This is a genomic window from Bifidobacterium myosotis (genome assembly GCF_002259745.1).
GTDB lineage: Bacteria > Actinomycetota > Actinomycetes > Actinomycetales > Bifidobacteriaceae > Bifidobacterium > Bifidobacterium myosotis.
In genome coordinates this window covers 1-19,269 of sequence record NZ_MWWW01000016.1, presented here as the reverse complement: position 1 = coordinate 19,269, position 19,269 = coordinate 1, and the positions used below count along the sequence as shown (strand labels likewise).

General features: G+C 64.3%; 14 protein-coding genes and 1 pseudogene. 9 read left to right on the top strand and 6 right to left on the bottom strand.

Annotation, left to right across the window (positions count from 1 at the left end; all coding sequences use genetic code 11):
• Window positions 1–51 precede the first annotated feature (51 nt).
• Entirely contained in the window at window positions 52–2,685 is a 2,634-nt protein-coding gene (locus BMYO_RS07695) for a prolyl oligopeptidase family serine peptidase (RefSeq protein WP_094667913.1), read from the bottom strand.
• A 208-nt stretch (window positions 2,686–2,893) separates the two neighbouring features.
• On the opposite strand from BMYO_RS07695, the gene BMYO_RS07690 reads away from it, so the two are divergent.
• From BMYO_RS07690 to pknB, 7 genes and pseudogenes are all read left to right on the top strand, one after another.
• Window positions 2,894–3,595, top strand: coding sequence for an FhaA domain-containing protein (locus BMYO_RS07690; RefSeq protein WP_094667912.1), 702 nt, complete (start codon window positions 2,894–2,896; stop codon window positions 3,593–3,595).
• A 30-nt stretch (window positions 3,596–3,625) separates the two neighbouring features.
• Complete coding sequence (locus tag BMYO_RS07685) at window positions 3,626–4,147, top strand: FHA domain-containing protein FhaB/FipA (protein ID WP_094667911.1); 522 nt, start codon at window positions 3,626–3,628, stop codon at window positions 4,145–4,147.
• A 4-nt stretch (window positions 4,148–4,151) separates the two neighbouring features.
• The gene (locus BMYO_RS07680; protein WP_094667910.1) at window positions 4,152–5,825 is read left to right on the top strand and encodes a PP2C family protein-serine/threonine phosphatase; all 1,674 of its coding nucleotides are present in this window, start codon (window positions 4,152–4,154) and stop codon (window positions 5,823–5,825) included.
• Window positions 5,822–7,270 (top strand): annotated as a pseudogene (locus tag BMYO_RS07675) (FtsW/RodA/SpoVE family cell cycle protein); the annotation flags it as partial. The gene BMYO_RS07680 and the pseudogene BMYO_RS07675, both read left to right, overlap by 4 nt.
• Window positions 7,271–7,695: 425 nt before the next feature.
• On the top strand, window positions 7,696–9,162 hold the full coding sequence (locus BMYO_RS07670) for a peptidoglycan D,D-transpeptidase FtsI family protein (protein WP_094667909.1): 1,467 nt from the start codon (window positions 7,696–7,698) through the stop codon (window positions 9,160–9,162).
• Window positions 9,159–10,121 carry a serine/threonine-protein kinase gene (locus BMYO_RS07665; protein ID WP_094667908.1) on the top strand — a complete coding sequence of 321 codons (963 nt, stop codon included), beginning with the start codon at window positions 9,159–9,161 and terminating at the stop codon, window positions 10,119–10,121. The genes BMYO_RS07670 and BMYO_RS07665 overlap by 4 nt, the downstream gene beginning before the upstream one ends.
• Window positions 10,118–12,223, top strand: coding sequence for a Stk1 family PASTA domain-containing Ser/Thr kinase (gene pknB, locus BMYO_RS07660; RefSeq protein WP_420807300.1), 2,106 nt, complete (start codon window positions 10,118–10,120; stop codon window positions 12,221–12,223). The genes BMYO_RS07665 and pknB overlap by 4 nt, the downstream gene beginning before the upstream one ends.
• Window positions 12,224–13,381: 1,158 nt before the next feature.
• On the opposite strand, the gene BMYO_RS07655 is transcribed toward pknB, so the two are convergent.
• The 3 genes from BMYO_RS07655 to BMYO_RS07645 all read right to left on the bottom strand — a co-directional run bounded on the left by BMYO_RS07655 (window position 13,382) and on the right by BMYO_RS07645 (window position 16,193).
• Window positions 13,382–14,026 carry an anthranilate synthase component II gene (locus BMYO_RS07655; protein WP_094667907.1) on the bottom strand — a complete coding sequence of 215 codons (645 nt, stop codon included), beginning with the start codon at window positions 14,024–14,026 and terminating at the stop codon, window positions 13,382–13,384.
• Between the two features lie 68 nt (window positions 14,027–14,094).
• The gene (locus BMYO_RS07650) at window positions 14,095–15,222 is read right to left on the bottom strand and encodes a class E sortase (protein ID WP_169834101.1); all 1,128 of its coding nucleotides are present in this window, start codon (window positions 15,220–15,222) and stop codon (window positions 14,095–14,097) included.
• 164 nt (window positions 15,223–15,386) lie between these two features.
• Window positions 15,387–16,193 carry a DUF881 domain-containing protein gene (locus BMYO_RS07645; RefSeq protein ID WP_094667905.1) on the bottom strand — a complete coding sequence of 269 codons (807 nt, stop codon included), beginning with the start codon at window positions 16,191–16,193 and terminating at the stop codon, window positions 15,387–15,389.
• Between the two features lie 87 nt (window positions 16,194–16,280).
• Here BMYO_RS07645 and crgA point away from each other — a divergent pair, with 87 nt between their 5' ends.
• Entirely contained in the window at window positions 16,281–16,730 is a 450-nt protein-coding gene (crgA, locus tag BMYO_RS07640) for a cell division protein CrgA (protein WP_094667904.1), read from the top strand.
• Between the two features lie 654 nt (window positions 16,731–17,384).
• On the opposite strand, the gene BMYO_RS07630 is transcribed toward crgA, so the two are convergent.
• The gene (locus tag BMYO_RS07630) at window positions 17,385–18,140 is read right to left on the bottom strand and encodes a rhomboid family intramembrane serine protease (protein WP_094667902.1); all 756 of its coding nucleotides are present in this window, start codon (window positions 18,138–18,140) and stop codon (window positions 17,385–17,387) included.
• Between the two features lie 203 nt (window positions 18,141–18,343).
• Between BMYO_RS07630 and BMYO_RS07625 the strand changes: the two genes are divergently transcribed.
• Window positions 18,344–18,574 (top strand): hypothetical protein, encoded by a 231-nt coding sequence (locus tag BMYO_RS07625; RefSeq protein WP_169834093.1) that lies wholly within the window; start codon window positions 18,344–18,346, stop codon window positions 18,572–18,574.
• Window positions 18,575–18,658: 84 nt separating this feature from the next.
• Here the strand turns inward: BMYO_RS07625 and BMYO_RS07620 are convergent.
• On the bottom strand, window positions 18,659–19,269 hold a 611-nt coding region (locus tag BMYO_RS07620; protein WP_143249143.1), incomplete at its 5' end, for a transposase.

Genomic DNA, 19,269 nt, shown 5'->3' with positions numbered 1-19,269 from the left:
GCGCGATGGTGTATCGTCGCGGCCGGCCCACGGCATCCCGTCCGCGACGGCCTACGCCAAGGCGTCCTTAAGGAAGTCGCGCTGGAGGGTGAGCAGGTTCTCGGCCACGGTCTCGTCGTTGGTCATGTGGGTGATGCCCGTGAGCGGCAGGTAGGTGTGGGGCCTGCCCGCGGCCATGAGCGCCTGGGAGAGGCGCAGGCTGTGGGCGATGGTCACGTTGTCGTCCGCGAACCCGTGGATGAGCATCAAGGGACGGCTGAGTTTCGGCGCGTCCTGGATGATGCCGTTGCGGCGGTACACCTCGGGGTCGAGGCCCAGATACCGCTCGGTGTAGTGGGTGTCGTACAGCGTCCAGTCGGTGGGCGGGGCGCCGGCGCACGCGGCCTTGAACACGTCCGGCGCATCGAGCACGGCGAGCGAGGAGAGGAATCCGCCGTACGACCAGCCGATCATGCACACCTTGTCGAGATCGGGGGCGGGGATGGTTGCGGTCGCCGCATCACCGGATTCGGCCGCCTCGTTGAGCGCCTTGACGGCATCCGGCAGCGCCTGCACGGCCTCCACCTGATCGGCCAGCGTCACGTCCTTCATGTCCTCGAAGATCGCGCGATCCCAGACCGGGCCACGACCGGTGGTGCCGCGGCCGTCCGCGGTGACCACGAGGAAGCCCTGATCGGCCCACCACTGGCTCTCGTAGTAGTACGACTGCGAATCCACCACCTGCTGGAAACCGGGGCCGCCGTACGGCTTCATGAGCACCGGCAGTTTCTCGGCGTGCGCGTACGGGCTGGACGGGCTCGGCGCGACGATCGCCGTGTACAGGCGGTGCTCGCCAAGGCGCGCGAAGTACACGTTCGGCGTGAAACCGGGGGTGTCGGCGTCATTGGCGATGTCGGCGGACAAGCCGTCGCCGACGCTGTGCGTCATCTGCGCACGGATGTGGTCCATATCCCGGCCGGAAAGCACCACGCCTCGTGAGCCCCACGAAGCGGTCCACACGCCGGGGCGCGTGGTGTACGGGGTGGGCGGCACGGCGTCGTCGAAGTCGAAGAGCACCACGTCGAAGCTGCGGGCGTCATGCTCGCCGCCGCGCGCCTGCCAGACGTCCGGCATCGGCCCGGCAAGATCGGGTTCGCGCTGCACCACGGCGACGACGCCGGCGTCATCCACATGCAGCACCGAGCGCACGTTCCAACCGGCGGGGGTGAACGGGCGGCCGTCCACGGTCAGACGGTTGGTGTCGGCCTCCATGTCGTTGAGCGCGCAGACCAGGCGACCGTCCGGCGTGAAGGCGGGGGTGCCGGCGACCAGATCGATCCACTGGTCATTGGCGTGTTCCTCCAGCACGCGGGTCGCGCCGAACGCGGGCCATGCCGCTGGCTGATCGGCGACGGACTCGGCGGAATCAGCCGACTCAGAGGACTCCACGGAATCAGCGGCGGCGAAATCGTCGGCTTCGGCGGCGGCAACGGCCACCTCCAGCACCTGATCGCGGGTCTGACGGCGGTTCTGCACCAGCACGAGCGGGTCATGGCCGCGGCTCCAGCTCACGGCGCCTACGTATTCGTAAGCCTCACGGTCCCATTCCACATCCGCGTTGGCGGTGATGCCGACGTACCGGTCGTCCTCGTCGAACGCGAGCGCGATGACGGTGAGGTAGACGTCGGCGTTGCGGGTCAGCGCACGCGGGTAGCGACGGCCGACGGCCGGCTGTTCCGGATCGGCCGGATCGCTGATGTACCAGATCGGCTCGTCGGCGGTGTCGAACGACTCGAACAGCACATGCTGGGAGTCCGGGGACCACCAGAAACCGTCGTAACGGTCCATCTCCTCGCCGGCCACGAACTCCGCAAGGCCGATTTTCCAGGTGTTTTCGGCCGGATTGCCGTCCTCGTCCTCCACGGAGACGCCATAGATCGCGGTGATGCGGTCGTCGAGCGTCGCATCGTCGCCCTCCGCCGCGTCAATGGCGACGTCGTCATCCTCGTCATCCTCGCCGTACAGGCCCTCGCTCAACGCCTCCTCGACGGCATCCGATTCGACCTCCACGCCGTCGGCCACCTCGCCGGCCGGCTCCTCGGCGATGACATCGGCGGCATCCGCCGCGTCGTCCGGCCAATCGCCGATATCCACCAGCATGAGGTAGGAGCCGGTGGTGTACAGCACATGCGTGCCGTCAGGGGAGATGCGCGGGTTGAGCACCGGCGCGTACATCTGCGGGTCCTCGTCCAGCCAGGCGCCGGCCAGCTCGCGGGTTCGGGCGACGGGCGCGCCGTCCGCGGCCTGCTCGCCGATCTCGCTCAGATAGAGACGGCCGTTGATGGTGAAGGCCACGCGATCGCCGGCGTCGGAGACCGAATAGCTGACGATGCCGGCGCCGCCCTCACGGGCGCGTTCGCGGCGGGCCCGCTCCTCGGCCGGCACGTCCTCGCTGTCGGCGACCGCGCCCAGCAGGTCGCGCGGGTCGGCGAGCTTGGTCTCGTGATGCTCGCCGGCGGCATCAAACCAGCTCATCCACAGTGCGGTGACCAGATCCTCGGGGCCATCCGAGCGCAGGAACAAGGCGCGCGAGCCGTCGCCGATCACGCGTGCGGAACGGGGAGCACCGCAGGAGAACCGCAGCGTACGGGCCTTGCGGCGCGGAAAATCTTTGATTGCGTCATTGATATCAGGCGTTTCACTCATACCACCAACCTACGCAGGCGTGCGGTCAAAACCAGTGGGCTCGCCAGCATGCCGCACCGTGGCGCGGAGTGGTGCGCCACGCCCATGGAAGCTCCATAGAAATGCCTAATTTTTGGAAATTTTGCACCCATCACCACACACGGGCCCTGTTTTTTGCGCCAAATTCCCATGGCCGCGTAGGATGGGTGAAGATTAGAAAGGGAGGACTATGAGCGTTCTCGACCGTTTTGAAAAAAGCGTGGAGGGTGCGGTCAACGGAGTATTCGCCAAATTCGGCTCCAAGGACCTGCAGCCTGTCGACCTTTCCAGCGCCCTGGAGCGCGAGATCGACGCCGAAGCCATGCCGGTGGGCCGCGACCGCACGGTCGCCCCGAACGAATACCGCTTCAAGCTGAGCACGCCGGACTTCGACCGCATCGAGGCCTGGGGCAGCGAAACGCTGGCCAACGAGCTCGCGGACAACCTCACCGAGTACGCGAAGAGCCAGCATTACGCCTTCGTTGGGCCCGTGGTCGTGATCTTCGAGGAGGATCTGGACCTGTCCAAGGGCAACTTCAACCTCACTTCCGAATCCGTGCAGGGCAACGCCGTGCCCGTCACCACGGACGCCCAGACCGAGGACAGCCCGGTGCTCGAGGTGAACGGCAACCAGTACCTGCTCACCAAGGACAAGACCGTGATCGGCCGCGGCTCCGGCTGCGACATCGTCATCGACGATCCGGGCATCTCCCGCAAGCATCTGGAGATCGACATCACTGACAACGGCGTGATCGCGCGCGACCTCGGCTCCACGAACGGCACCTACGTCGAGGGCCATCAGGTGCCCGCCGCCACGCTGCTGGACGGCAACACCATCACCATCGGCCGCACGCGCATCCTCTACTGGGCCTCGGCGCAAGCCCAGGAGTAACCGAGCGCAACGCCCGAAAGTCGGCATCACATGACCGAACTGACATTCGCCCTTCTCAAGTACGGATTACTGGTCCTGCTGTGGGTCTTCGTGTGGCTGTGCATACGTTCGCTGCATCGGGACATCGCAACGTTCAGCCCGAAGCCGTCGCGTTCACGCCGCCGTCGCGAGCGTGAACGCGAAGCCCATAAGACCGAGGGGGCCGCACCGCAGGCACCAATCCGTTCACGGCATCCCCAGGCCGCCGGACCGCAGGCGGAGCCTACCCTGCTGGTCATCATCGACGGCCCGCTGGCGGGCAGCTCCGTACCGCTGAACGGCGCCGAGATCACGCTGGGACGCGCCGCCTCGAACACCGTAGTGCTGGACGACGAGTTCGTCTCCTCCCACCATGCCCGCGTCTACAAGGATTCCCGTTCCGGCCAGTGGGCCATCGAGGATCTGAGCTCCACCAACGGCACCGTCGTCAATATGCAGCGCATCAACCGCCCGACCATCCTGCCCGCCCGCGTTCCCGTGCGCATCGGCGCCACCACCTTCGAACTGAGGTAGCCGCATGCCCAATTCCGCCGTTTCGCAACCGTTGTTCCTGTACTCCACCACCGTGTCCGACGTGGGCACGGTACGCGCGAACAACCAGGACTCCTCCTTCGCGGGCGAGCATCTCATCGCCATCTGCGACGGCATGGGCGGTCACGCCGGCGGCGACACGGCATCCTCGATCGCCATCCGGTCGCTGGCGCACATCGAACAGGACGACACCGGCGGCGACATCGAAACCATCTCGCGCATGATGGAGACCTCCATCATGGCCGCGCACGACGCCATCGTCGGCAAGGCCAAGCGCGAACGCAAGCTCGCCGGCATGGGCACCACCGTGACCGCCGTGGCGCTGGTGGCCGGGTACTGGGTCATCGCGCATATCGGCGACTCGCGAGCCTATCTGCTCCGCGACGGCCATCTGAGCCGCGTCACCTGCGATCACAGCTACGTCCAGCACCTCATCGACACCGGCCGCATCACCCCCGCCGAGGCGAAGAACCATCCCCAGCGCAACGTGGTGATGCGTGTGCTCGGCGATTTCGACATCGACCCGCACCCGGACATCTCCATCCGCAAGGCCCATCCGGCCGACCGCTGGCTGCTGTGCTCCGACGGCCTGTGCGGCGTGCTCGAGGACTCGACCATCGAGGAGACCATGACCGCGCTGTCCGATCAGGGCGAATGCGCGCAGCGACTCGTGCAGATGGCCTTGCGCGCCGGCAGCACCGACAACGTGACCGCCGTAATCGCGGACGCCACGCTGGCCCTGGACGCCAGCGCCTTCGACCTGCCCCACCAGACGCCGCTCATCGGCGGCGCGGCGAGCGGCAATCTCGAGCCCATCGCCGACATCATCAACGCGCCGGTTGCCACCGCCCCCGCGCTCAAGGAGGATGATTCCCCGGCCCAGCGTGCGGCCGCACTCATCCAGCCGGCCGGCGCCCACGACGACACCAAGGACGGCACCGCGGCCGAAGCCGATACCATACGCGTGGCGCAGCCGTCCACCGTCCGCGAGGAGACCGGCGAGCGCACCAATCCCGACACCGGCGAAATCCCGGTGGTTCGCAAGCCCGACGGCCGGCTTTCGGCCGATCCGAACGACCCCGAGGTGGCCAAGGCCATCCACGCCGAGCAGGCCGAGCAGAAGAAGGCCAAGCGCGGCAGGAGGCGCCGCAACATGATCGCCACCATCGTCACCTGCGTACTGGTGGTGGCAGCTCTGGCCGGCGCCGCCTGGGGCGCGTACGCCTGGAGCCAGACCCGGTATTACGTGGGCAGCGCCAGCGGCAACGTGACCATCTATCAGGGCATTCCGACCAACCTGTTCGGGCTTGAGCTGTCCCACGAGGTGGAGCGTACGGACATCGCCGCCTCCGATCTGCCAGCCACATGGCGCGACCAGCTGTCGCAGGGCATCACGGTGGATTCGATGGCCGAGGCGCAGTCGCATGTGAACATCATCCGCAGCGAGATGACCAAGCTCGAGGAGCAGCAGAAGCAAGCCGAGGCCGAGAAGGCCAAGGCGCTGGCCAAGAGCACGGACAAGGCGAAGGCTGATTCGTCCGCCGGGTCGTCTGGCTCGTCTAGCTCCGGCTCATCTAGCTCATCCGGCGCCGACTCCGGCTCGTCCGACCAGTCCGGCATCGGCGCGGCGGACGACGCCGCCACGGGGGGTGCGCAATGATTGCGACCCGCCTGCGCCAAATCTTCCTGCTGCTGTTCTCGATAGGGGTGGGTGCGCTGGCCTTCGTGCAGATGTTCCAGCGGACCACCGGCTCGTTCCCCCGCGAATACCTCATCATGCTGGGTGTCGTGGTGGCGCTGTTCCTCGTGCTGTGGGGGCTGACCGTCAGGTTCCAGCCGTACGCCAGCCAATCGATCATCCCATGCGTGCTGCTGCTGACGGCCACGGGCGTGACGATGATCGCCCGCATCGACCAAAGTCTGGGCAAGGCCGCGGCGATGCGCCAGCTGATGTGGCTGTGTCTGGCGTTGGTGATCGTGGCGCCGCTCATCATCTTCCTGAAGGACTACCGTGTGCTGCGGCGCTTCTCGTACGTGTCGATGGTGGTGGGCCTGGTGCTGCTGCTTTCGCCGATGCTGCCGGTGCTCGGCCAGGAGGTCAACGGCGCGCGCATCTGGGTCAAGCTCCCCGGTCTGGGGCAGTTCCAGCCCGGCGAATTCGCCAAGCTGTTCCTCGCGTTCTTCTTCGCCGCCTACCTGTTCGACCATCGCGACCAGCTGGCCGTGGGTGGTAAGAAGGTGCTCGGCCTGCAACTGCCGCGCATCAAGGACCTCGGCCCGATCATCGTGGTGTGGTTCGCCTCGATGGGCGTGCTCATCATGCAGCACGATCTGGGTACCTCGCTCATGTTCTTCGCCATGTTCGTGGCCATGCTGTACGTGTCCACCGGGCGGAAGAGCTGGATCATCATCGGCCTGATCGCCTTCGCGGCGGGCGCGGTCCTGGCCGCAGGCCTCTTCAGCCATGTGGGACAGCGCGTGGATGCCTGGCTCCACCCGTTCAGCGCGGAGGAATACAACAAGCCGTACGGCGGCTCGTGGCAGCTGGTCACCGGCATCTTCGGCCTCGCCTCCGGTGGTCTGCTGGGCACCGGTCTGGGTCAGGGCCATCCGGCGCTCACCACCTTCGCGAACTCGGACTTCATCTACGCCTCGCTGGGTGAGGAGCTGGGCCTCGTGGGCCTGCTGGCCATCCTCATGATGTACCTGATCATCATCGCCTCCGGATTCATCACCGCCATGAAGGTCAAGGACGGATTCGGCAAGCTGCTGGCCTCCGGACTGGTGTTCACGATGGCGTTCCAGGTGTTCACCGTGGTGGGCGGCATCACGCTGGTCATCCCACTCACGGGTCTGACCCTGCCGTACATGGCGGCCGGCGGTTCCAGCCTCATCGCCAACTACATCCTCGCGGCCCTGCTGGTGATCATCTCCAACGCGGCGAACGCGCCGGAGCCGGAGCTCACCTCCGACACCTTCCAGTACGAGGCGCTGGCCGTGCTGCGCGACAAGGAGCTCAAGGCGCGCGCCAAAGCCACCGAGGAAATCATCCGTCCGCGCAGCGCCTCCGCCGTCTCCTCGGCGGCGCCCGGCGAACCGTATGAGTCGGGGGAAACCGGGGAGTTCGGCAAGCCTGACGCGCCCGAATCAGCGCTGTCCGAGGCAATCGAGGCGATTGAGGAACCGCATGGCTCGCACGCGGCCCACGCCGCGCATGCCTCGCACACCGTGCCTTCCACCGCCCACGGCGCCCGCTCCGCCGACGAGCCCGGGTACCGCCCATACCGCGACGAGCCGCTGGACGACGACGAGCCGATCATCGACATCACCAAGCAGGACCCCTCCCGGTTCGACATCCCGGAGCCGTCGACCCGCACGGCTTCCCTGCCGCCGGTGCCACCGGTGCCACCGGTGCCACCGGTGCCGCCCATTCCGACTATTCCAACCGTTCCAGCCACACCAACCGTTCCGACTGCACCAACCGTTCCAGCCACGCCAAGCGCCCCGACCATCAATGGAGGTGACCGCGCATGAACAAGTATCTGCGCCAGCTGTTCACCGCCGTGGTGGCGCTGTTCGTGGTGCTGGGCCTGTCTTCGACGATTCTCATGGCCATCCGCGCCAACGAGCTCAACAACGATTCGCGCAACGCCCGGTCGCTGTACCACCAGCTCGGTGCCGACCGTGGTGCCATCCTCGCCTCGGACGGCACGGTGATGGCCAAATCCGAACCGGTCAACGACGCCTTCAAGTACCAGCGCGTCTACTCCAACGGCCCGCTGTATGCGCCCGTCACCGGTTTCTTCTCCATCTCGCAGACGGCCGACCGCGGCCTTGAGGCCTCGCGCAGCATGCTGCTCAATGGCGAGGCCGATTCGCTGGTCTGGCAGCGCGCCAAGGCCATGCTCACCGGCGGGTCGAATCAGGGCGCCTCGATTGAAACATCCATCGACCCCAAGCTCCAGCAGGTGGCCTACGACCAGCTGGGTTCGCGCGACGGCGCAGCCGTGGCCATCGAGGTGAAGACCGGCCGCATCCTGGCCATGGTGAGCACGCCGAGCTACGATCCGAACACATTGGCCTCGCATGACGCCGCAGCCGCCAGCAAGGCGTATCAGGACCTCGCCGCCCAAGAGGACAGCCCGCTGATCAACCGCGTCACCTCGCAGCTCTACCCGCCCGGGTCCACGTTCAAGACCATCGTGGCGTCGGCGGCGCTCGAGACCGGCAAATACCAGCCGGACACGCAGATTCCCGCCGGCGCGGCCTACACGCTGCCCGGCACGGCCACCCAGCTGCCGAACGCCGAATCGCAGGCGGACGGCACGAACGGCCAGATCACCCTGCAGGACGCCATCGCGTGGTCGTCGAACACCGCGTTCGCCCAGCTGGGCGTCGCGCTCGGGGCGGATACGGTCAGCGACATGGCCACCAAACTCGGCTTCGGCAGCACCATCACCATCGACGGCTCGGATTCGACCGGCACGCCGATGAAGGCGACCGCCTCGACCTTCCCCAGCGATCCCACTCCGGACCGGCTCGCGTTGGCCTCCATCGGCCAAGGCGATACCACGGCCACGCCATTGCAGATGGCGATGGTGGCCCAGGCGATCGCCAATGACGGCAAGCTCATGCACCCCACGATCGTCGACCGCGTGCGCGCCTCCGACCTGACCGTGCTCTCCCAGACCAAACCGCAGGTGATGGCGAACGCCTTCAGCAAGGATTCGGCGGACAAGCTCACCTCGATGATGGAGCAGGTGGTCACCAAGGCCAATCCGCAGCTGGGCATCGACGGCATCCAGGTGGCCGCCAAGACGGGCACCGCCCAGATCGGCGTGGGCAACACCAGCATCGACGGCTGGGTGATCGGCTTCGCTCCGGCCGACGATCCGCAGATCGCCGTGGCCGTGATGGTGCATAACACTGATTTGTATGGTTCGTTCGCCGCTGGCCCGATCATGCGCGCGATGATTGAGGAGGCTCTGCAGCAATGAGACTGGTCGAAGGACAGCTGATCCACCGCCGATACCGTCTGGACTCCCGTCTGGCGCAAGGCGGCATGGGCGAGGTCTGGAAGGGCTACGACATCCAGCTCGGGCGCGAGGTGGCCATCAAGGCCCTGCGCTCGGACGTGACCAACGCCGAGGCCAAACTGCGCAGACTGCGCGCCGAGGCCCATAATTCCGCCAATCTGGCACATCCGAACATCGCCGCGCTGTTCGAATACTACGAACACGATGGCATCGGGTTCCTCATCATGGAATACGTGCCCTCCAAGTCGCTGGCCGACCTGTTCCACGAGCAGGGCGCGATGGAGGCCACCGAGCTGCTGCCGATTCTCATCCAGACCGCGCGCGGCCTATTCGTCGCGCACTCCCACGGCGTGATCCACCGCGACGTCAAGCCGGCGAACATCATGGTCTCCGATTCCGGCCAGGTCAAAATCACGGACTTCGGCGTGAGCTACTCCACCGGTCAGGGCCAGATTACCCAGGACGGCATGGTGGTGGGCACCGCCCAGTACATCTCCCCCGAACAGGCGCAGGGCCAGCAGGCCACGCCGCAATCGGACATCTATTCGCTCGGCGTGGTGGCCTACGAGGGACTGGCCGGCCACCGCCCGTTCACCGGTGCCACGCCGGTGGACATCGCTGCCGCGCATGTGAACGATCCGGTGCCGCCGTTGCCTGATTCGGTGGACGTACAGCTGCGCGAGTTCGTGATGTCGATGCTGGCCAAGGACCCGCTGGACCGTCCGAAGGACGCGCTGGTGGTCTCCCGTACGCTGGCGCGCATCGAACGGAGGCTGCTGGACCAGCAGACCGAAATGAACGACCGGACCATGACGGTGGCGACCGGCGGCCGATTGCCGCGCAGGGTCACCAGTACTCCGCGCATCGTATTGGACACCCCGGTGTCGATGATCTCGAGGATTGGAAGGGATAAGCAATGAGCAACATGCCTACTGCATTGGCCGGTGGCCGATACCAGCTTGGCCAGCTCATCGGCCGTGGCGGCATGGCCGAGGTCCATGTGGCCCTCGACACCCGTCTGGGGCGCACGGTGGCCATCAAGATCATGCGCGCCGACCTGGCCAACGACGACATCTTCCTCGCCCGCTTCCGCCGCGAGGCGCACGCCGTGGCGCAGATGAACAACCCGAACATCGTCAACATCTACGACTCCGGCGAGGAGACCGTACCCACCGAGGGCGGCCAGACCGAGCTGCTGCCGTATCTGGTCATGGAGTACGTCAAGGGCCAGACCCTGCGCGACATCCTCAAGGTGAACGGCTCGCTGAGCCAGCGCGACTGCGAGCAGGTGATGCTCGGCGTGCTTTCGGCGCTTGATTATTCGCATCGCATGGGCATCATCCACCGTGACATCAAGCCCGGCAACATCATGATCTCCGAGCAGGGCGTGGTCAAGGTCATGGACTTCGGCATCGCCCGCGCGCTGGACGATTCGGCCGCCACGATGACCCAGTCGCAGGGCGTGGTCGGCACCGCGCAGTACCTCTCCCCCGAACAGGCGCGCGGCGAGACCGTGGACATGCGCTCCGACCTCTATTCCGCCGGCTGCGTGCTTTACGAGATGCTCACCGGCCGACCGCCGTTCACCGGCGATTCCGCGGTGGCCATCGCCTACCAGCATGTGTCCGAGGTGGCCACGCCGCCGTCCGCCATCGTGCCCGGTCTGCCGAAGATCTGGGACGCGATCTGCGCCAAAGCCATGGCCAAGGACCGCCAGAACCGGTACGCCACGGCCGCGGAGTTCCGCAACGACATCCTGACCTTCATGAACGGCGGCATGCCGGTGGCGGCCGCGTTCAACCCGCTAAGCGACATGGCCAACGTGCAGGCCCGCAAGAACGCGGAGACCACCAAGGGCACCATGCCGATGGGTCCGGTGCCGCCGGCGACCGGCACACAGCCCACGCAGGCCTACAACCCGGCCACCGGCCAGTTCGAGCAGATCATGCCTCCCAGCGGCAGCTTCGCCTCGGTGCAGTCCCGCGCGGCGCAACGTGCGGCCGCGGCCAAGGCCAAGAAGCGCAAGACCATCATCGTCAGCACGATCATCGGCGTGATCGCGGTCGTCGCCATCGTGTTCGGCGTGGTGTTCATGCTGCGCGAACCGAGTACGACCGCCGCGGACACGGTCACTGTGCCCACCTGCACCGCCAACATCTCGAAGGACGGCATCGACGCCAAGCTCAAGGCGCTGGGCCTGACCATGGTGGAGAAGCACGACACCGAGTCCACCGAACCGGCCGGCACCTGCACCAAGATGTCGCCGGAGGCGGGTTCCAAGGTGGCCAAGGGCACCCAGGTGGAGGTCTGGTTCTCGGACGGCCCGCAGAGCACGAAGGTGCCCGACGTGAAGGGCAAGTCGCAGGACGAGGCCCGCAGCGAGCTGGAGGCCGCCGGATTCAAGGTGAGCTCCTCGGTCAAGAGCGAGCCCAGCAGCACGGTGGAGGCCGATCTGGTGACGCGCACCGACCCGGCGGCGGGCCAGTCGCAGCCCAAGGGCACCACCATCACAATCTACGTCTCCAACGGCATGACCAAGGTGCCGGATCTGGTCGGCCAGACCAAGGACAGCGTGCTTTCGCAGTACAGCGGCACCGGCCCGGGCAAGTTCAACTTCATCGTGGAATCCGAGGAATCGGACACGGTGCCGGAGGGCTCGATCACGCGGATGAACCCCAGCTCGGGGTCCGACATCCAGCAGGGCGGCACCATCACCATCTGGGTGTCCACCGGCAAACAGAAGGCCACCGTGCCTTCGATTGCGGCCGGCACCAGCTATGTGACCGCCAAGCTCATGCTTGAGGCGAAGGGCTTCGCCGTGGTCGCCAACGGGCCCACGGACGCCTCCGCAGTGGTGGTGAGCATCAGCCCGGCCGGTGGCTCGGAAGCCGATGCGGGCTCGACGGTCACCGTCACCACCCGCGATGGCAGCTCAGGCACCGTCACCCCCGGCGGCGGCACGACCGGCGGCAATGGCAACGGCAACAGCGGCGAGACCAAGCCCACCACCCCGGAGGAGTAGCCCGCAACAGGGGCAACCCCACGCATAAGCGGATATGGTTTTGGCTTCCTCAAGTGATCAACACTGGATTACTTGAGGAAGCCAATCGTATTTCTAGGCTTGCGTCAGAAGCTTATTATCATTACACCTTAGACAGTTCTTCCGATTTTGGCGTGTAAGGGCTATGTGTTTCCATTGCTTAGGCGCGGTCAACTATTCATCGGCGTCTTGCGCGCACTGCCTGCCTTGTTGTGCCGTCCTGTTCTTTGGGGCCTGCCTAAGAAACGAGGAATGTGTCTAGGTTTTGTCCCATACGGAGCCGCTTATAGTGTGGCGCAGCGCTGTACTATGTGGCCGGTAACTGCGGTGGGTGATGCTCGTGAGGAGTGCGTGGCATATGGCTGCGGTACGAAATCTTCAGAAGGCTCTTTTTGGCGTGTTGTGTACAAGAAGGCGCGGTACGATGTGCGAAATCGCGCGTTTTTCGTGTATCGTACCGCAGGGCTGAGGGCGGTCGATTTCGCCCATGCGCCAGGAATGGCTTGTTTCCGCGGTTTTTAGAACAGGCGTATTGCCCCGATACGGATTGAAAACGTTTGCTTCGGCTGTCGGGGCACACTGCTGCGGTACAACAGCTCGAAAAACGTTGAATCGACGCATCGTACCGCAAATGAATCAATCAGATTTGATTCTCAGCTATCAGTCCGAAAACAGGTAACGACAAATCAGTTCGGGCCGCTCATGATACCGTGATGGCATTCATGGGCGACCCGAATCATGGCTCATCGGTTATACACGCCCGTCGTACCCATTCCTACACCGACGCGCTACGAAGATTGCAATGCCAGTCGTCGCAAGGATGACGGCGACTGCGATGACAAAACATAATCCCAGAGCCGTATTGACAAGCTTATCGGGAGGCGTATTCTCAGACGGAATAGAAGGCTGTGCCGGATTGTCTGGCTTGGCGAGTTCTGGTAATTATTGCAACGTTTTGTGGCACTCGGACTTGGGCGAGTCTAGTACGTAAAACCGCGATTAGACTGTGGAAGCTGGATAATCAGCGGACTTTTGACGTAGGACGCACTAGCAGCCGACATGAATCCGATGATTTTGGCCTCCTCATTACTGAGGGGGCCAAAATCATCGGTGTGAGACAAGCTGTGGGCCCTAGCCCTACTACTTCGTGACCTTGGGCTGGAGTCCGGCGGACTTGGCGACGGCGCTGTCCTGGCCACAGACCTTCAGCCAGTTGGCGAGCAGACGGTAGCCGTCCTGCGTCATCACCGATTCGGGGTGGAACTGCACGGCGTACATCGGCTTGCCTTTGACGCGTATACCCTGGATGATGTGGTCGCCCTGCGTCCATGCGGTCACCTCAAGCGTGTCCGGCACGGAGTCGGGTTCAACGGCCAGAGAATGGTAGCGGGTGGCGGTCATCGGATTGGCCACGCCCTCGAAGATCTCGTCATCGATGTGTTCCACGAGGCTGGTCTTGCCATGCATGATCGTGGGTGCGTGGTCCACCGTGCAACCGTAGACCTCGGCGAGCGCCTGCAGACCAAGGCATACGCCGAACATCGGCGTGCCGGTCTCGGCGGCGAGGCGAATCACGCCCTCGCTGGCGCCGGAATCGGCCGGGGCGCCGGGGCCGGGGGAGATCAGCACGCCATCGTAGCCGTCCAGCACACCGGGCTTGGCGGGATCGATGGCGTCGTTGCGCACCACGTCAACGGTGGCGCCAAGGGTTTTCAGGTATCCGACGATGGTGTAGACGAACGAATCGTAGTTGTCCACCACCAGAATATGCGCGGAATCAGTCATGCTTGCTCCCCTGATTGCTGTCCAAAAGGCGGGTCTTGCAAGCCATACTACTCAGTCCGCGCGCCACGTCACTGTGGCACGGCCACGTAATTGGACATCTGCTGGAGGAAGGGGATGTGGGCGGCGGCCCACGGGAAGCCCCACTGGAACAGCGCGGCGGACGCGGCCACGAGCAGCAGCGCGAGCAGTAGCCATCGGATAGGCAGCACGCCGGGCTGCAGCCGCAGCACGGTCCCGTAGATGCTGGCGTCGGGGCGACGGCGCTCCCCCATGCGGATCGCACGCAGCACCGGCCATCGCCAGGCCACGGCGGCTGCGATGAACACGATCGCCCATGCCACCAACGCCCAGATTGCCACGCGCTCCATCGACCCGATGCGCGAGGCCACGGACGGCGTCTCGGTCACCGCGAATTTCACCGCGCCGGACGAGTCGGTGGTGGCCAGCTCCTCGGGCACGCCGTCGGACACCTTGGCCCAGTAGGCGAATTCGCCGTAGCTGATCCACCGGTGGGTGGGTGTGGAGTACTTCGGCTCGCAGGTGGTCATGGTGACCATGCGCTTGGTCGGGGCCGCGTCCGGGTTCTCGGGGTTGGCGGAGATCACATAGGTGTCGGTCGGCAGCACGATCTGATAGCGCGTGTAGTGGTACACGTACCAGTAATCCTTGGTGCGGATGATGATCGGGTCGCCGGTCTGGAGCTTGTCCACGTCGCCGAGCGGCTGTCCGTAGCCGTTGCGATGGCCCGCGAACGCGAAGTTGCCCACCTGACCGGGCAGCTGGCTGGTCTGGTACCGGCCGAGACCGTGGCGGTTGAGCTGTTCGAGCGTGGTACCCTCCACCAGATTGCGATGCCAGCCCGAACCGAAGCGCGGGATATACACCTGTGCGATGAGGTCGCCGTACTGCGGGTCCTCCGGTTCGACGGGCGGATCGCCCTCCTGGGCCTTGGCGATGCTGGTGGCCCCATCGCCGTCCGCGCCGGCCGGATCGCTCCATGACACCGATTGCAGCGTCTGGTTCTGGGTCTGCTCGGCCTCCACGCCGGTCCACCACATCTGCCAGAGGATGTACAGCGCGCAGATTGCGGCCACGGTGATCAGCAGTTCGGCCAAAATGCCGAGCGCCTGCCATAGCGGACCTCGCCGCGTTTGAGATGCCGAGGCTTGTGGCGTCGAGGGTCGGGGGGCTGGAATCCGGGATGCTGCGGCTGGGGACGTTGAAGTTTGGGATGCCAGAATCCGGGGCGACGCTGCGGGGAACGCGTCGCCCCCGGGAATCGCATCACCACCACTCCTGCTGTCGCCCCTGCCGCCATCCCTACCGCTGCGGACGGGGCCGCCAGCGTGCCGGCCGCGGCTCATTGCCCGGCCTCCTCATCCTTGACCTTGGACGTATCCACCGTGGCGTACTTGAGCTGCTGCAACAGGGCCGTGGTAGCCGGGAACTTGAGATCATCCCGGTTGTCCACCTTGTATCCGATGCCGAACGCGGTCACGTACTGCTTGAGGATGGTGATGGCCTTGGAATCGTTGAGGGCCTTGCGCATGCCCTGCGGGTCGCCGATGGCGGAGATGGTGAACGGAGGCGCGTATTTCTTGCCGTGCAGGGACAGCACGTTACCCGAACAGATCACGGCGGAGTTGAACAGCACGCGCTGGTCCATGATCATCATGGCCTGCGCGCCGCCGGCCCACAGCGCGTTCACCACCGATTCCACGTCCTGCTGGTGAATCACGTAATCATCGATGTTCGAGGTCGAACCGTTGTTGTTCACGGCGTTCTCCCACAACGGGGAGTCGTCGAGGGTGACGGTCACGCCCCGTCCTTCGAGCTCGGGCAGCATAAGGCCGGAACCGGAATCGTCGGACGCCGAGGAGCCGTCACCGGCCGACGTATCGGTGCCGCTCCCCTGTGACGGTTTCTTGCCGAGCACGTCGGTCAGGGTGGTCACCTGTGACTGCAATTCGGTGACGTCCTTCTGCAGATCCGCCACCTCGTCCACGCTGTGCTCGATAAGGTCGGCAGTGTCGTTGTTCACCGTGGCGGTCTTGTTCACACGCACGTTGGTGCTCAACAGGAACCCACTGAGCGCGATGACGACAAATGCCGCCACACCGGCCGCAAGCGAGCGCCTCACACCATGCTTACCCACTTGTCTGACCATAAATGCCCGTCTTTTCCTCGGCGTGTTCGCTGGTTTCGAGTGTAACCACTATTATGACTTTTAGCCTATTGAATGGAGACTAAGCTGATGGCAAACGAAGAGCTGCACGAAACCGACTCGAACGACCAGAAGGACTGGCAGGACGAGGTGACCGCCAAGGACACTGACGGCGACAAGACCACTGACGGCACCGAGGCCGCTGAGGACGAGAATTACGGCGTCGATATGGATCAGGTTCAGGCCGTCCTGAACTCCACTGCGGACAAGTCCACGATGACCCCGCAGATGCAGCGCATGATGAGCCGTCAGGAGGAGAACACCCGCCGCGTGGAGGAGACCATCAAGGGCACCAAGTCCAACCCGCGCTGGTTCGTGCCGGTGTTCTGCGCCTTCATGATCATCGGTCTGATCTGGTGCGTGGTGTATTACCTGTCCCCGGCCGGCGCATGGCCGATTCCGAACATCGGTGCGTGGAATCTTGCAATCGGCTTCGCGCTGATCATGATTGGATTCCTGATGACGATGGGTTGGCGCTGAACCTTGCGCGCCTGACGGCATCCACTTGGTGTCGGTCCGCAATACCTGTGATTGAACCGGTCCCCTAACGGGACCGGTTTTTGTTTGCCTGGATGTAGTTACCCACCTGTTGTCCACCACTTATCCACGAGTTATCCACAGGATTATCCACTCTATGTGGATGAATTACACGCTTGTAGTTCCGCGAGCAGTTATCCACCGAATGTGGACAACCGTGTGGATAACTCGTGGATAAGTGGTGGACAACACGGGATTTCCGGTGAATAAGCGGTGTACAACCGTGTGCATTGCGGTATTTGACGCATTCTGCAAGGGTGTCAACCGCATGAAATCAGCGGTGGATATCGCAGTTATCCACCGTCATCGTCGATTTCGCTATCCACAGTTATGCACCGTCGCCCGGTGGACATCCTACTCCACACCAAGTTATCCACATTCTTATCCACTATTGTGCACAACTGTGCACAACTTAACAACGTAGCCCGCGGAATCACTACGCTTACTCCTGTGCATAACTCGAGGGCGTACTGATCTCCGGATTCGCACCCCTCAAGATTCGCGCCCTCTCAAGATTCACGCGTCCACAAATACCAGAATGCCGGACACTGTGTTTTCCACAATGCCCGGCATTCGGTTATCCACACAACGCTGCAATCACTGGAACAAGTAGCCGAACCGCAGCCACCCATAGGGATTGGCGGTGTCGCATAGCAGAATCAGCGCCACGACGAGAATCGTCACGAACCAGCCGTACACCTGCATGCGCCAAGCCAGGCTCTTGCCGCGCCACGGCTTGAGCCCGGCCGTCAACAGCCACGTAAGCAGGCCACCGACCACGAATCCGCCCACATGGGCCTGCCAGGCCACGCCGCCCACCACGAACGGCAGCGCGAAGTTCACCACCATCCACACCATCATCGAGCGGATGTCCGCACCGATGCGCCTGTAGACCACCAACAGGGCTGCGAACAGGCCGAACAGCGCGCCAGAGGCGCCGTATGCGGCCGACTGCCAGCCTTGCCCGCCGGGAGCGAACACACCCCAGACCATCAGTCCGAGGGCACCGCCGAGGCCGGAGATCATGTACAGGCCGAGGAACCGCCAGTGGCCCATCAGCCGTTCCAGCACAGGTCCCACAGAGTACAACGAGAGCATGTTGAACAGGATGTGCAGAATCGAGTTCGGCGCGTGCAGGAACATCGACGTGACGATGGTCCACGGCTCGCGCACCATCGTGGCCGGGGCGACCATACCCCGCACGATCAGCAGGTTCTGGAGCACCGGAGAGAGGAATCCCGCCAGCACCTCCACCAGCCATATCGCCACGCACACGGCGATGAGCACCCAAGTCACCACCGGACCGCCGCGTTCCCATTGGTATCGAATCTGCTGTTTGGTAGGCATACGCATGCATTCCACTGTATCGAATCGCGTCGAACGCCAATGTCGGAATCCGCTGTGGGTCTAGGCTACCGGCCGGTCGTATGAACGGTTATGTAAATCGCCGGCGCATGTCATTCCACCCAATCGACACAAACACGGGCCTAGAATAGGGAGCAGAGTCGGTCTGAATGGGCATGCCGACCAGACGATCCCCAGGGAAAGGAGCCGTCATGGAGAACAAGTCTTCTAACGGTTGGAAGTTCTTCGCACTGCTGTTCGGCGCATTGCTTGCAGCGGTGGTTGGTCTGTACATCTACAAGCAGCAGAACCCGGATTACGATCCGTGGGAGGAGCCGTGGGAGAACAGCTCCTCGCCGGTGGACCTGGGCCTGAACAAGGCCGAGGACAAGGCCGAAGGCGACGGTGAAGCCGAAGGCGAGGTGGCTCCGGCTGAGGCCTGAGTTTCTGCTTATCCAAGACATAAAGAAAACCCCTGCAACCTGAATGGTGCAGGGGATTTCTGAGGCTTCTGCTGTTTTCGTGGGTTAGGGGTTGGGTTTCGGTAGTCGGATGTCGAGGCCGCCGCATCGGAGCATGACCAGGGCGATGAGGTTGTTCACGTGGTGGAAGCCGTAGGCCATGCGGATGGTGACCTTGATCCGGTTGTTGAACGCCTCGAGCCTGGCGTTGGAGTAGCCGAGCTCGATCGTCCTGAGGATGTCGGGCCGCCGTCTGCGGATTTTTTGGGAGAGTTCGACGATCTCGGGGATGCGGCTGTGGGACGCCCAGAACACCCAGTGCCTGAGCTCCGCCGTGGCCTGTCCGAGCGGGTGCTTGAGCAGGTTCCTCAGCAGTTCCTTGAGCCGCCATGCGCGGTAGAGCTGGCCCTTGGGGTCCGTGTTCCCCAATGCGGCGAGGGATTCGTCCTGCCGGTCGGTCAATCGGTCCGGGTTCTTCAACACGGCGTATTTGACGCCGCGCATGCGCTTCGCCCCCTCCTCGTCGCCGTCGCGTCTCGCGTCGTTCCAGAGGCGTTTGCGGACCCCGTCGAGCGCGTCGGTCATCCAGCTGACGATATGGAACCCGTCGAGCACGCGCTCCGCCTGAGGGCACCATTCATGCACGCACGAGTCGATCCACCGGGCGCCGTCCCCGG

Coding starts and splice junctions, on each gene's coding strand:
- BMYO_RS07695 (WP_094667913.1), bottom strand. CDS start 2,685: ATGAGTGAAACGCCTGATATCAATGACGCAATCAAAGATTTTCCGCGC.
- BMYO_RS07690 (WP_094667912.1), top strand. CDS start 2,894: ATGAGCGTTCTCGACCGTTTTGAAAAAAGCGTGGAGGGTGCGGTCAAC.
- BMYO_RS07685 (WP_094667911.1), top strand. CDS start 3,626: ATGACCGAACTGACATTCGCCCTTCTCAAGTACGGATTACTGGTCCTG.
- BMYO_RS07680 (WP_094667910.1), top strand. CDS start 4,152: ATGCCCAATTCCGCCGTTTCGCAACCGTTGTTCCTGTACTCCACCACC.
- BMYO_RS07670 (WP_094667909.1), top strand. CDS start 7,696: ATGAACAAGTATCTGCGCCAGCTGTTCACCGCCGTGGTGGCGCTGTTC.
- BMYO_RS07665 (WP_094667908.1), top strand. CDS start 9,159: ATGAGACTGGTCGAAGGACAGCTGATCCACCGCCGATACCGTCTGGAC.
- pknB (WP_420807300.1), top strand. CDS start 10,118: ATGAGCAACATGCCTACTGCATTGGCCGGTGGCCGATACCAGCTTGGC.
- BMYO_RS07655 (WP_094667907.1), bottom strand. CDS start 14,026: ATGACTGATTCCGCGCATATTCTGGTGGTGGACAACTACGATTCGTTC.
- BMYO_RS07645 (WP_094667905.1), bottom strand. CDS start 16,193: ATGGTCAGACAAGTGGGTAAGCATGGTGTGAGGCGCTCGCTTGCGGCC.
- crgA (WP_094667904.1), top strand. CDS start 16,281: ATGGCAAACGAAGAGCTGCACGAAACCGACTCGAACGACCAGAAGGAC.
- BMYO_RS07630 (WP_094667902.1), bottom strand. CDS start 18,140: ATGCGTATGCCTACCAAACAGCAGATTCGATACCAATGGGAACGCGGC.
- BMYO_RS07625 (WP_169834093.1), top strand. CDS start 18,344: ATGGAGAACAAGTCTTCTAACGGTTGGAAGTTCTTCGCACTGCTGTTC.